Origin of the sequence: Amycolatopsis orientalis DSM 43388 (genome assembly GCF_000411975.1) — a bacterium.
Taxonomy (GTDB): domain Bacteria; phylum Actinomycetota; class Actinomycetes; order Mycobacteriales; family Pseudonocardiaceae; genus Amycolatopsis; species Amycolatopsis orientalis_D.
Map to the genome: position 1 here is coordinate 66,277 of NZ_ASXG01000073.1, position 12,493 is coordinate 78,769.

Consider the following 12,493-nt stretch of genomic DNA (forward strand, 5'->3'; position numbering starts at 1 on the left):
CCCGAATTTCCTACGTCCCGGCGACGAACTCGGCGATCAGGCCGTTCGGCGCGCCGGGGCCGAACATCTGCTGTTGCAGGTGCGCGCCCTCGGCGGCGATCTCCGCGCTGCGCGGGAACATCGCCTTTTCGTACTCGGCAAGCGCGGCCTCCGGGTCGTCGGGATGCTCGGCCAGCGCGCGTCCGAGTTCGGCGCCGTCGAGCATGGCCAGGTTCGCGCCTTCCCCGTTCGGCGGGGCAAGGTGCGCGGCGTCGCCGATCAGGGTCACGCCCGGCACTCGCTCCCACTGGTGCTCGACCGGCAGGCCGTAGTGCGGCCGGAGGACCGGCGCGGTGTCGGTCTCGGTGATCAGCGCGGTCAACGCGGGCGACCAGCCCTCGTACTCGGCGGCGATCCGGGCGGTCGCGGCGGCTGGGTCGGCGAAATCGATGCCCTCGAACCACTCCAGCGACCGGGCGAGCCCGACGTAGGCGTGCAGGGTTCCGTTCCGCTCGCGGTGTGCCGTGATGCCGTGGCCCGGCTCGAGGGCCAGCAGCATTCCGCCGCCGACCGCATCGGCCGTGGCGGGGAAGCGGCGGTCGGAGTCGTGGAGGAAGGTCTCGATCGACGCCGTGCCGGTGTATTCCGGCTTCGCCGCCGACAGCAGCGGCCGGACCTTCGACCACGCGCCGTCCGCGCCGACCAGCAGGTCGGTGGCGATCGCGGTCCCGTCGGCGAAGGCGACCTCGTAGCCCTGAGCCAAGGCGCGCACGCCGCTGACTTTGTGTCCCCAGTGGACAGTGCCCTCCGGCAGCGAGTCGATCAGCAACTGCCGCAGCTCGCCGCGGTGGACTTCGGGACGGCCGCCGGTGCCGTCGTCGGGCTGTTCGAACAGCACGGTTCCGTCCCGGGCCAGCAGTCTCAGTTCTTGTCTCCCTTCCAGGATCAGCTCTCGGAATTCGGCGGTCAGCGCGGCGGCCTCGACGGCGAGCTGACCGTTGTAGTCGTGGATGTCGAGCAGACCGCCCTGGGCGCGCGACGTCGGGGACGGCTCGGCCTCGTAGACGGCGGCGGGGATTCCGTGGACGTGCAGGACCCGAGCGAGGGTGAGGCCGCCGAGCCCGGCGCCGACGATCGTGACAGAGGTGTTCATGGCAAGACTCCTTTCGCGGGATGATGTCTGGTACGCCATTCCATATTGGAACGGCGCTCCAGATATGTCAAGATAGGAGCATGGCTACGGGGACGCGCCGGGGACAGCGGCGCACGGAGGCGCTCTCTCGCGAGCGCATCGTCGAGGCGGCGGTGGAACTGCTGGACGCGGCCGGCGAGAGCGGGCTGACGTTCCGGGTGCTGACCGAGCGGCTCGCGACCGGTCCCGGGGCGATCTACTGGCACGTCGCGAACAAGAGCGAGCTGCTGGTCGCCGCGACCGACGCGGTGGTGGCGGACGCGCTGGCCGCGGAGCCGGCCGGCTCGCCGCGGGAGGAGGTGCACGCGGTCGCGCTCGGGCTGTTCTCCGCGATCGACGCGCATCCGTGGCTCGCCGCGCAGCTGCTGCTCCAGCTGTCCCGCAGCCCCGGCGGGCCGGTGACGCCGCGGATCATGGAAAGCCTCGGCCGCCGGGTCCGCGCGCTGGGCGTGCCCGAGGAGCACTGGTTCACCGCGACCTCGGTGCTGATGCACTACGTCCTGGGCGCGGCCGGGCAGAACGCGGCGAACGGCCAGGTCGCCCAGCCGGCCGCGGACCGGGCCGAATTCCTCGCCGCCACGGCGCGCGTGTGGGAGGACCTCGATCCGGAGGAGTACGAGACGACCCGGTTGATGGCGAGCCAGATGCGCGAGCACGACGATCGCGAGCAGTTCCTGGCCGGGATCGACCTCGTGCTCGCCGGGGTCGCCGCGCGGTATCCGGGCGGGCGCGCATGACCCTCGCGCTCGCCGAGTCCGGGGGAGCGGGCAAGGACGCGCGGGAGCGGTTCGGGGAATTCCTGCGCGTCTACGCGTCGCTCAACACGCGCATCGCGTACGCGACCGATCTCGGCATCCCGCTCGAGTGGGTGCCTGGCTATCAGCCGCCCGACCCGAACCGTCGTCGCGGCCGCGCGCGGCGAACCGATCCGGACGCGCTCGCGTGGCTGCCGTGGTGCCTGCGCAACGGGTTCACGTCGTTCGCCGACGTCCGGGTGGAGCACGTCGAACAGTGGCTGGACGAGCTGGCACGGGCTGGATACCGCGACGCGACCCGCGGCCGGATGCTGTCGGCGGTGTCCGCGTTCTACCGCAAGTACCTGCTGCGGGAAGGCCTGGCCGGCCACAATCCCGCGGCACTCGTGGACCGGCGCGCGCAGCATCTCAACCGGCCGTCCGGAGTCCCGTCGCAGACCTCGCGCTGGTCGTTCGACGCGTGCCGGGCGTTGCTGCTCGCGGCGTGGCTGCTGGTCGGCCACAGCCGGAACGGGCTGCGCGACCGGGCGATGGTCGAGATCCTGATCGGCACCGGGGTGCGGGCGGAGGAACTCGTCGGCGTCGAGCTGAGCGACTACCGGCGGCCGACCGCGCGCGGCTTCGGCGTGCTTCGCGTGCACGGCAAGGGTTCCAAGGACCGGGAGGTCGCGCTGGCCGCACCGGTGGCGGACGCGCTCGACGCTTATCTGGCCCAGCGCGTCATGCCGCGGGTCCCGGCGGTGCGCGGGCAGGTCGGCGCGAACCGGGCGGAGCCGTTGTTCGTCACGAGCACCGGCGCGCGCGTGCATGTTTCGCACGTGACGGCGTTGCTGCGCCGGTTGTGCGCGACGTTCTGCCAGCCGCCCAAGACCGCGCGGCTGCGGGAAGTGCTCGAGACTCCTGAGGCCAGGTTCGTCGCGACGCACCTGGAGCCGTTGTGCGACACCATTCACCCGCATTCGGCGCGCCACTCCTACGCGACGCACGCGATCGAGCGAGGGGTCCCGCCGCGCCAGGTCCAGCGCGACCTCGGGCACTCCGCGTTGTCGACCACCGAGGGGTACCTCCACGACGAGAACGCCGTCCGGGATTCGGCGGCGCACGAGCTGGCTCCGGCGTTGCACCGAGGCTGGCTCGGCTGAGCGCGCCGCGTCCTGCCGCGGCAGCGGTCAGGCCTCGATGAACGGTTCGGTGCACAACGTGCAGGTGATCGGCCCGAGCTCCAGGATCGACCGGGCCGCGCGGATCCGGCGCGGGGGTTCGCAGCGGCAGATCGCCGCGACGTAGTTCGGTCCGCCGCGGTGCGCGCCGCGGCCGTCGACCGGGGCGATCACCACCGGCGGGGCGAGCGGTTCGGCGACCTCGTCCGGCGTTTCCGGATCATCAGGCGGGGCCGCGATCGCGCGTCGCGCGACTTCCTGCTCGGTGTGCCGCCACACGGTCAGCGCCGCTTCGAGCCGGGTGAGTTCTCTTTCGTACGCCTCGATGGTCGCGGGGAGCGCGGTGGTCGAGGACCAGCCGATCCGGTCCGCCTGTTCGGCGCGCAGGCCGAGTTCGGCGGCGAGCGCGGCGAAGCGCTTGTTGTGGTAGCGGCCGTCGCTGACGTCGACGATGTCGCGGGTGGCGGCGAGCCCGTGCGCGGCCTCGTGCAGCGTGGTGGAGAGGATCTCGGCCGCGCTGCGCCGCAGGCCTTCCGCCCCGAGGAAGAACTCGGCGCGCGGTTCGACGCCTTCGCCGACGTGCCAGCGGGACCGCGCGAAGTGGCCGTGGATCTCGGTGGTGGTGCCCATCGTTCCCGACGCCAGGACCAGGATCGCTTCGGGAACGTCCGCGTGCCGCCGCCGGATTTCGGCCCAGAGCTGCTCCATGGCGTGCATGACCCGGGTCGTCGGGCCCAGCGCGGCGGTGTCCATGCGCCCATCTTGCCGCTTAAGCGGTAACTAGCCCACGGAGAGTCCGGCGAGCACTCGTTCGAGGCCGGCGGCGAAGACGGCGTCTCCGTCGGGGTGGACAGCGTCGCGCGAGGTGCGGAGAAGAGTGGGGTAGCGGCCGGTGTCGAACATCCGCTTCAGGTACGGTCCGGCGGCGCGCTGCCATCCTTCCTCGTCGAGTCCGGTGTCGCTGATCAACCGGCGCTCGCGGATTTCGCTGCGCACGGCGCCGATCACGTAGGAGTGCACGGTGAACACGGTGATCATGGCGTCCTCGATCGGACCAGGACCGGCCGCGGCGGCGAGCGACGCTTCCAGGTAGGCGAGCGCGTTCGGGCCGAGGCCAGGCCGTCCGCCGATCAGGTCTGCGAACCATTCGTGCCGCTGGACCGCGGCTCGGCAGCCGTGGGCGAGCGCGCGGAGGGCGGCGACGCCTTCGGTGTCCGGGTCCGGCAGCGGGATCTCGCCGTAGACAGCGTCGGTCATCAGGTCGAGCAGTTCTTCTTTGGTGTCGAGGTAGCCGTACAGCCGCATCGGCCCGGCTCCGAGCGCGGCCGCGACTTTGCGCAGCGACACCGCGTCGAGACCGCCTTCGTCGGCGAGCGCGCAGGCGGTCTCGACGATGCGGGCGCGGCTCAGCGGCGCCGGCGTCGCGCGCGCCGGCGGTTCGGGCCGTTCCCACACCAGTTCGTCCATGCTCGCTCCTTTTCGGGTGACACTACCGGGACCAGTTCGATACGGTGTATTTCGTCAATACAGTGTATCGAGGGGATGTCATCATGCGAATCGTCATCGCCGGGGGCGGGCTCGGCGGCCTCATCTGCGCGCGGGTGCTGAAGGCGCACGGCATCGACGCCGTGGTCTGCGAACGCGACGCCGGCCGCGAAGCACGAGTCCAAGGCGGAACGCTGGACCTGACGGTCGACGACGGCCAGTGGGCGCTGCGCGAGGCCGGCCTGGAGGCCGGTTACCGCGAGATCGCCCGGCCGGAGGGCCAGGACATGGTCCTCTACGACTCCGCGGGAACCCTGCTGCGGCAGGAAATCACTCCGGACGAGGGACCGCTCCGCTGGAGCCGTCCGGAGGCGGACCGGCCGGCGCTGCGGAAACTGCTGCTCGACGCGCTTCCGGAGGAGACCGTCCACTGGGGACACGCCGTGACGCGCGCGGAGCCGCTCGGCGACGGACGGCACCGGGTGCACTTGTCCGGCGGCGAAACCTTGGACTGCGATTTCCTGATCGGCGCGGACGGCGGACGGTCGAGGATCCGCCCGCTGCTCACCGACGCGGAGCCGGCCTATTGCGGCGTGCACGGGGTGGGCCTGGTCATCCACGACGCGGACCGGGCGCACCCGGCGGAGTCGGCGCTCGTCGGGCGCGGCAGTTTCTCCGCGATCGGGGATCATCGGACGCTTTCCGCGCAGCGCAACGGGGACGGCACGATCCGCGTCCACCTGGCGTTGCGCTGCGCCGAGGACTGGCCGGAGACATCGGGGATCCCGTTCGACGACCCGGATCGCGCCCGTGCCGCGTTGAAGGAGCTGTTCGCCGGGTGGCCAGCGGAGTTCCTGGGGCTGCTGGACGCCGCGTCCGGGCCGGTGGAGGTGTATCCGTTGACCGCGTTGCCGATCGGCTTGCGGTGGGACCACACGCCGGGCGTGACGCTGATCGGGGACGCGGCGCACCTGATGTCGCCGTTCGCCGGGCAGGGCGCGAACCTCGCGATGCGCGACGGCGCGGAACTGGCCCTGGTCCTCGCCGAGGGCGGGGACGTGCGGAAGTTCGAGCAGGCGATGTTCGAACGCGCCGAACCCTCGGCACAGATGTCGGCGGACAACCTCGAGCTGTTCCTGTCCGACGGCGCGGCGGAGAAGGTGCGGCGCTTGTTCGCGCAGATGTCCGGGGAGGAGGACTGACCTGGCTTTGGTCAGGTGGTTCCGCCATCCGCGGTTGGCGGGTGGCGCCGAGCGTTCGGGCGGTGAGTTCCGGCAGCCGCCTTCGTGGGTTTGCGGTCGGCGGCTGCGCGGTTAGCCGCTGGGTGCGGTTGTGGGGTCGGTCGTTCGGTTGTTGAGTTTCCACGGGGTGTGCCGCCTGCGACGGCTGGCCGTGCAGTCGTCGCAGGCGTTGGCGGCGGAGAGCGCTCGTGAGGTGAGTTGCTAGGTCTGCGGGGTTGGCGGGAGTCCGCGTCGTCAGGCGGGTTGGCGCAGCCGGTAGTGCTGCGGACTGCGCCCGTACTCCCGTTTGAACGCCGCGCTCAGCGTGAACGGGCTGCGGTAGCCGACTTGCCGGGCGATGGCGGTGAGGGTCGCGTCGGGGTGCCGGCGCAGGAGGTCGGCGGCGAGGGCGAGCCGCCAGGCGGCGAGGTAGGTCATCGGCGGCTCGCCGACCGCGTCGGTGAACCGTCTCGCGAGCGCGGCGCGGGAAACGCCGGTCGCGCTCGCGAGGCTGGCGACAGTCCACGGGTGTTCGGGCTGGTTCTGCAGCAGCCGCAGAGCGTGGCCGGCCACCGGGTCGCGGTGCGCGCGGTACCAGGCGGGGGCGGCCGGGCGGTCGAGCCATTCCCGCAGGACGCGGACGAGCAGGAGGTCCAGCACCCGGTCCAGGACTGCTTCCTGCCCGGGAACGTCGCGGTCGATCTCGTCGGCGAGCATCGCGACCAGCGGGTCCGGCGCGGTCCCGGCGCGCGCGGTGACGACGCTCGGCACCGCGGCCAGCAGCCGCCGCGAGACCTCGCCGACCGTCGGGTACGTGCCGGTGAGCAGGATCGTCGGCCCGTCGGCGTCCGCGCCCCAGGTGCGGACGCCGAACTCGGTCAGGTCGGTGAGATGACCGCCGTCCGGCGCGACGCATTCCTGTCCCGGGCGGATCACCGCTTGCGGCGGCGTCGCGGGATCGCCGGCGACGAGGTACGGCTCGGGTCCCCGGACCACCGCGACGTCTCCTGCGTCCAGGCGGACGGCGTCGGCGTGGTCGGGCACGAGCCAGGCGTCGCCGCGAACCACGGCGAGCACGGTCAGCGGCGCTTCGTCCTCGATCCGCAACGACCACGGCGGGCGCAGCACGGACCGGAGCAGGAACGCGCCGTGCGCGCGGGGTCCTTCGAGCAACGCGGTGAGCGGGTCCACCCGGCCGAGACTAGCGCTGCGGCAACGGAAAGCGCGGACGCACCCTTGCCCATTCGCCGCGCAGCCGTCCGGGTATCGGCCCCCGCGTCGCCGTTAACCGCAACGGAAATCCGGTGCCCCGCGCCGCGGGTACCGGCAAGAGTCAGGCGGCGAGCATCGCCTCGGCGATCTTCTCGGCGGCAGCGTCCGGAATCGCGCTCGCCGCGTGATCGAGGACCACCAGGCGCGCGCCAGGAATCTCGCGGGCGAGCGCTTCGCCGTTGCCCACCGGGAAGAACACGTCCCGGCGGCCGTGCAGCACCAGCGTCGGGATCGCGAGTTCGGGCAGGCGTTCGCGCCAGCGGGGCGTGCAGTCCAGTTTGGAGAACACCATGCCCAGGTGGTTGGCCAGCTGCACGGCCGGATCCGTGCTGGCCGCGCGGTCGAAGACGCGGGCCGCGAGGCGGCGGGCCGCCTCCGGGTCGTTGCCGAGGATCTCGGCGCTGGCGGCGGCGCGTTCGGCGACGGCGGCGCGGTCCGCCCAGTCGGGCATCGGCAGCGCGAACAGTTCGCGCATGGCATTCGCGTCGTGGTCGGGCAAGTCCGGGTCGACCGGACCGGGCGCGACGGGGCGGGTTCCGTACAGGGTCAGGGCGGAGAACGCGCCGGGGTGGTCGAGTGCGGCGACTTGGGCGACCATCCCGCTGACCCCGATCCCGGCGAGGTGCGCGGGCCGGTCGTCGAGTTCGCGGGCGAGAGCGGCCGCGTCGGCGGCGAGATCGCGCAGGGTGTAGGCCGGGGCGTCCGGGTCGAGCGTGGTCGAAGCGCCGGAGTCGCGGAGGTCGTAGCGCACGACGTGCCGTCCGCCGCGCGCGAGCGTTCCGCACAGGGCGTCGGGCCAGGACAGCATCGTGGTGCCGCCGATGAGCAGGACCAGCGGTGCAGCCGGGTCGCCGAAGTGTTCGGTGCCGAGAGTGACGCCGTTGGGAAGTTGCATGAAGGTCTCCTGGCGAGACGATGACGCATGGTTTCAAGCGCCTGAGCGATGGATCGTCTCGCGTTCCGTGGGTTGACTGGGGATGCGTTGGGGGACAAGTGGGAAGGCAAGGCGATGGTGCTCGTTTCCAAGGCGGTTCTCGTGGCGGCAGTGCTCGCGGCGGGACTGATCGCGGGGCTCTTCTACGCGTACACGGTGTCGGTGATGCCAGGGCTCGCCCAGGCCGACGACCACACCTTCGTGACCGCGATGCGCCGGATCAACGACGTCATCGTCAACGGCTGGTTCATGCTGTCGTTCCTGGGCGCGCCGCTGCTCGCGATCGCGGCCGTGGTCCTGCACTTCACGAGCAGCGGGCAAGGCGCGCTGCCGTGGCTCGTCGCGGGCGCCGCGCTTTTGGTCGCGACGGTGCTGGTGACCGGCGCGATCAATGTGCCGATGAACAACGCCCTCGCCGTCGACACGGCCGACTTCGCCGCGCTGCGGGCCCGGTTCGAGGAGCCGTGGGTGCGGTGGAACCTGGCGCGGACAGTGCTGTCCGCGGCCGGATTCGGGTGTCTCGTCGGTGGTCTGGTGGCCCGGGGCGCGTGACCTCGGGCCACCGGCGGGTCAGTCGGCGAGCCGGAAGCAGAGGTCGGTGTCCCAGTTGTTCGCGTCCGGTTCGACTCGCGGGTCGGTGCGGTAGATCTCGAGCCGCGCGGCCCAGTGCTCGCCGTCGGCCTCGAGGGTGCGGTCCCAGCGCACGCCCTCCTTCTCTCCCCACGCGAGAAGGTCGGCGGTGGCCGCGAAGAGGCCGTTCGGCGGGCCGTGGTGGGTGGCCTGCGCGTACTTGCCGGAGGGAAGGACGTCGGTGAAGTATTCGTCGCCGAGGTCGATCGGGTCCGCGACGGGCACTCCGGCTTCGACGGTGACGGTCGCCATGTCGGTGCCGAGCACCAGGTAGCGGAGGAACGGGGCGCCAGCCGGCTCGGCACCCCGTTCGGCGAGTGCGCCGACGATCGCGGCGATCCGGTGTGCGACCTCGGGCATGCCGTCGAATCCGACCGTGGCGCGGTAGCCGACGTAGCGCTGTTCGTTCCTGTCCACAAGGGAGGGCAAGGGAATTCCTTTCCGGTTCGGGGGGCGGCGGGAGTCAGCCGAGCATCGGGCGGACTTCGATGGTTCCGTAGGTGGCGGCCGGATGCCGGGACGCGTGGCCGACGGCCTCGTCGAGGTCGGCGCACTCCAGCACGGCGTAGCCGCCGATCTGGTCCTTGGTCTCGGCGAACGGCCCGTCGGTGAGCAGGACCTCGCCGCCGCGCACGCGCACCGTGGTGGCCGTCGCGGGCGGGTGCAGGCCTCCGCCGCCGACGAGGATGCCGCGTTCCTGAAGGTCCTCGGACCATCCGCCGCAGCCCATCGCGAGCTGTTCGGGGGTCGGTTCCTCGGACCCGGCGATCATCAGCAGGTAGCGCATCAGTTCTCCTCGTTGAGCGTTGCGTCGAGACGGGTCGCGAACGCCTCGGGTTCGGCGGCGAAACCGGCGTGGTCGCCCGGGAACCGGACGGGCTCGCGGCCGAGCGCGCGGGCCAGCCCGATGCTCGCCTCGTACGCCGGCGTGCCGACCGCGTCGCCCACCGCGACGACGATCCGGGTGTCCGCGGCGGCGAGCGCTGCGAGGTCGGGTTCCCAGGCTCCGATGGCGCCCATCAGCTTGCCGAAGAACACCTCGAAGTTGCCGCGCATCCGCTTGCCCTGTTCGATTTCCTCCGCGGTCGGGTGCTCGGGCGGCGGCGGGATCTCGAATCCGCTCGCGGCCATGAACGCGCCGATCGCCGCGTCGACGCCCTGCTCCCGGTAGATCGCCGGGATGTCCGGGAAATCGGCCAGCGGGTCGCCGAGGTAACGGCTGACCGGCGGTTCGTGCGCGACCAGGGTCCGCACCGCGCCCGGATAGCGCGCGGTGTGCTCGAGCATGGTGATCGCGCCGCCGCTGTTGGCCAGCACCGAAACCGGCCCGCGGTCGAGTTCGGCGAGCAGCCGCTGGACGTCCTCGGCGTGCTGGCCGACCAGGTCGTCGTCGAGATCGGTGGTCCGGCTGCGCGAGATGCCGCGCGGGTCGAAGGTGACGACGGTGTAGCGGTCGGAGAGGCACGGGCGCAGCGCGGCGAACCCGGTGGCGTCCGCGGGACCGCCGGGCACCAGGAGCAGCGGCGGCCCGGAGCCCTCGACGTCGTAGTGGATCTCCGCGCCGGGCACGCGAAGGATTTTGCTGATCATGGCTGTCCTTCCGGAGTCGGTTCGCCTTCCCGACGAACGGGAGAGGCGGAGACAGACACCTCCGGCGAAGAAATTTCCGAAAGCCGTCTCCGGAGGTAGCCGCGTTCGGCTCCGGTGCGGGCCAGGGCGAGCGCTTCGGCGTAGGCGGACCGGGCTTCTTCGGTGCGGCCGAGCCGGCGGAGGAGGTCCGCGCGGGTGGCGGGCAGCAGGTGATAGCCCGCCAGGTCCTCGGTCAGCCGGTCGGCGAGGGCGAGCCCGGCCTCCGGCCCGAAGGCCATCCCGACCGCGACCGCCCGGTTCAGCTCGACCACCGGACCGGGCCGGAACCGCCGCAGCTGCCCGTAAAGCCCGGCGATCTGCGCCCAGTCGGTGTCCTCGGCGCGCGCGGCGGTGGCGTGGCAGGCGGCGATCGCGGCCTGCACCTGGTACGGGCCGGGACTGCGCCGCCGCAACGCCTCCTCCAGCAGCGCGGTGCCTTCGGCGATCGCCGCGGTGTCCCACCGGCTCCGGTCCTGTTCCTCGAGCGGGACCAGCTCGCCGCCAGGGCCGGTCCGGGTGGCGCGGCGGGCGTGCTGCAGCAGAAGCAGCGAGAGCAGGCCGGCGGCCTCGGGTTCGTCCGGCAGCAGGGAACGCAGCAGCCGGGCGAGCCGGATCGCTTCGGCGGCCAGGTCGGGGCGCTGGAGATCGTCGCCTTCGCTGGCCGAGTACCCCTCGTTGAACAGCAGGTACAGCACGCCGAGCACCGCGGCGGTGCGCTCGGGCAGCAGGTGGGCGGGCGGCACGCGGTACGGGATCCCGGCGGCGCGGATCTTGCGTTTCACCCGGACGAGGCGCTGGGACATCGTCGATTCGGACACCAGGAACGCCCGGGCGATCTCCGCGGTGCTGAGCCCGACGAGCGTCCGCAGCGCCAGTGCCACCTGTGCTTCGAAAGCGAGGGAGGGATGGCAGCAGGTGAAGATCAGCCGGAGCCGGTCGTCCTCCACTCCGCCGTGTCCATGGTGTCCACTGTGGACCTCGGCCGGATCGTCCGGGACGGCCAGCAGCGCCGCCTCGCGGAGTTTGCCCGCTCCCACGGCCGCGCGGCGGAGCCGGTCGACGGCACGGTTGCGGGCGGCGGTGGTGAGCCACGCTCCGGGGCGGTCGGGGACGCCGTCGCGCGGCCAGGTGCGCACGGCGAGCGCGAACGCGTCCTGGGCGCATTCCTCGGCGAGGTCCCAGTCGCCGGTGACGCGGATGAGCGTGGCGACGACGGAGCCCCACTCCTCGCGGAATGCCTGCGCGAGCGCGGCTTCGGCCGCGTCGTGCTCCCCAGCCACGGCGTGCTCCCCTCGGATTCTCGCCGGCGAACGGTTCCGCCGACCTCCTTCGCACGGTAGACCGGGGCGCCGACAATTTCGCGCGGTCAGACTCCAGCGAGCTGGCCGATCCCGTCGAGGATGCGTTCGAGCCCGAACCGGAAGTTGTGCTCGGGATCCGAGGACCCGCCGTAGGTCTGCCCGGCGGCGGTGCCGACCCGGCTCGCGCGCGGGAAACGCGCCGGGTCCGCGGCCGGGATCTCGGCCAGCACCGGCGCCGAGCGGCGCCACCAGTCGAGGTCGGTCATCCCGTTGCGCCGCGCGGCGCGGGCCGCGTCCACCGAACCGCGCGCCGCGCCGGCGACCAGTCCGTTGAGCAGGCTGACGATCGCGTCGAGCTGGACGTCGTCGAGGTCGAGTTCGTCCATCGCGGCCAGTTCGCGCTCGTATTTGGCGAAGGTGTGCGGGCCGAGGGTCGGGCGGCCGACGCGGATCTCCAGCAGCCACGGATGCCGGTGGTAGAGCCGCCACAGGTCTTCGGCGACCGCGGCGAGCCCGGCCCGCCAGCCTTCGGGCAGTTCGCCGGGGAGTTCGCCGTGCGCGTGGTCGAGCATCAGCTCCAGCAGTTCGTCCCGGCCGGGAACGTAGGTGTAGAGCGACATCGTCGCGACGCCCAGTTCGTCGGCGATCCGGCGCATGGTGACCGCGTCCAGCCCTTCCGCGTCCGCGACCCGGATTCCGGCGAACACCACGTGCTCGACCGACAGCTTCGGCTTCGGACCGCGGCGCGGGGGACCGGCCACGCCCCACAGCAGTTCGATGGTCCGCCGCGGATCGGCCGGCTCCTCGGTGCCCATTCCGCTCCTCGTACGCAGTACAGAGTTTTCCGGTAGACTATCCCGCGGAGGCCAGCCAGGGGAGGGCGGAGCACTGAATTCAGTCGTCGTGGAGCCGGGCCGGGTCGTGTTCTGGAGACTG

14 protein-coding genes are annotated in these 12,493 nt (G+C 72.2%); 4 read left to right on the plus strand and 10 right to left on the minus strand.

Annotated features, from left to right (window positions below):
• Window positions 1–10: 10 nt before the first annotated feature.
• Complete coding sequence (locus L942_RS13100) at window positions 11–1,132, minus strand: FAD-dependent oxidoreductase (RefSeq protein ID WP_037359554.1); 1,122 nt, start codon at window positions 1,130–1,132, stop codon at window positions 11–13.
• A gap of 80 nt (window positions 1,133–1,212) precedes the next feature.
• On the opposite strand from L942_RS13100, the gene L942_RS13105 reads away from it, so the two are divergent.
• Together L942_RS13105 and L942_RS13110 are read left to right on the plus strand one after the other, a co-directional pair.
• Complete coding sequence (locus L942_RS13105; RefSeq protein ID WP_037359556.1) at window positions 1,213–1,908, plus strand: TetR/AcrR family transcriptional regulator; 696 nt, start codon at window positions 1,213–1,215, stop codon at window positions 1,906–1,908.
• On the plus strand, window positions 1,905–3,068 hold the full coding sequence (locus tag L942_RS13110; protein ID WP_037359557.1) for a tyrosine-type recombinase/integrase: 1,164 nt from the start codon (window positions 1,905–1,907) through the stop codon (window positions 3,066–3,068). Before L942_RS13105 ends, L942_RS13110 begins: the two co-directional genes overlap by 4 nt.
• Window positions 3,069–3,095: 27 nt before the next feature.
• On the opposite strand, the gene L942_RS13115 is transcribed toward L942_RS13110, so the two are convergent.
• Together L942_RS13115 and L942_RS13120 are read right to left on the minus strand one after the other, a co-directional pair.
• Window positions 3,096–3,839, minus strand: a complete 744-nt coding sequence (locus L942_RS13115; protein ID WP_037359559.1) for a hypothetical protein — start codon at window positions 3,837–3,839, stop codon at window positions 3,096–3,098.
• Window positions 3,840–3,866: 27 nt separating this feature from the next.
• Complete coding sequence (locus tag L942_RS13120) at window positions 3,867–4,553, minus strand: TetR/AcrR family transcriptional regulator (protein WP_037359560.1); 687 nt, start codon at window positions 4,551–4,553, stop codon at window positions 3,867–3,869.
• An 83-nt stretch (window positions 4,554–4,636) separates the two neighbouring features.
• On the opposite strand from L942_RS13120, the gene L942_RS13125 reads away from it, so the two are divergent.
• Entirely contained in the window at window positions 4,637–5,773 is a 1,137-nt protein-coding gene (locus L942_RS13125) for an FAD-dependent oxidoreductase (protein WP_037359562.1), read from the plus strand.
• 273 nt (window positions 5,774–6,046) lie between these two features.
• Here L942_RS13125 and L942_RS13130 read toward each other — a convergent pair whose 3' ends face one another.
• Window positions 6,047–6,982, minus strand: a complete 936-nt coding sequence (locus tag L942_RS13130; protein ID WP_037359565.1) for an AraC family transcriptional regulator — start codon at window positions 6,980–6,982, stop codon at window positions 6,047–6,049.
• Window positions 6,983–7,124: 142 nt separating this feature from the next.
• Window positions 7,125–7,958 carry an alpha/beta fold hydrolase gene (locus L942_RS13135; protein ID WP_037359567.1) on the minus strand — a complete coding sequence of 278 codons (834 nt, stop codon included), beginning with the start codon at window positions 7,956–7,958 and terminating at the stop codon, window positions 7,125–7,127.
• Window positions 7,959–8,072: 114 nt separating this feature from the next.
• On the opposite strand from L942_RS13135, the gene L942_RS13140 reads away from it, so the two are divergent.
• Entirely contained in the window at window positions 8,073–8,549 is a 477-nt protein-coding gene (locus L942_RS13140; RefSeq protein ID WP_037359681.1) for an anthrone oxygenase family protein, read from the plus strand.
• 18 nt (window positions 8,550–8,567) lie between these two features.
• Here the strand turns inward: L942_RS13140 and L942_RS13145 are convergent, their stop codons facing one another.
• The 5 genes from L942_RS13145 to L942_RS13165 all read right to left on the minus strand — a co-directional run bounded on the left by L942_RS13145 (window position 8,568) and on the right by L942_RS13165 (window position 12,372).
• Window positions 8,568–9,056, minus strand: a complete 489-nt coding sequence (locus L942_RS13145) for a GyrI-like domain-containing protein (RefSeq protein WP_037359569.1) — start codon at window positions 9,054–9,056, stop codon at window positions 8,568–8,570.
• A gap of 34 nt (window positions 9,057–9,090) precedes the next feature.
• Window positions 9,091–9,414: a YciI family protein gene (locus L942_RS13150; protein ID WP_037359572.1), complete on the minus strand. Its 324-nt coding sequence runs from the start codon at window positions 9,412–9,414 to the stop codon at window positions 9,091–9,093.
• On the minus strand, window positions 9,414–10,217 hold the full coding sequence (locus tag L942_RS13155) for an alpha/beta fold hydrolase (protein ID WP_037359575.1): 804 nt from the start codon (window positions 10,215–10,217) through the stop codon (window positions 9,414–9,416). Before L942_RS13155 ends, L942_RS13150 begins: the two co-directional genes overlap by 1 nt.
• On the minus strand, window positions 10,214–11,536 hold the full coding sequence (locus L942_RS13160) for an RNA polymerase sigma factor (RefSeq protein WP_037359579.1): 1,323 nt from the start codon (window positions 11,534–11,536) through the stop codon (window positions 10,214–10,216). Before L942_RS13160 ends, L942_RS13155 begins: the two co-directional genes overlap by 4 nt.
• 86 nt (window positions 11,537–11,622) lie before the next feature.
• Complete coding sequence (locus L942_RS13165) at window positions 11,623–12,372, minus strand: TetR/AcrR family transcriptional regulator (protein WP_037359582.1); 750 nt, start codon at window positions 12,370–12,372, stop codon at window positions 11,623–11,625.
• Window positions 12,373–12,493: the final 121 nt, after the last annotated feature.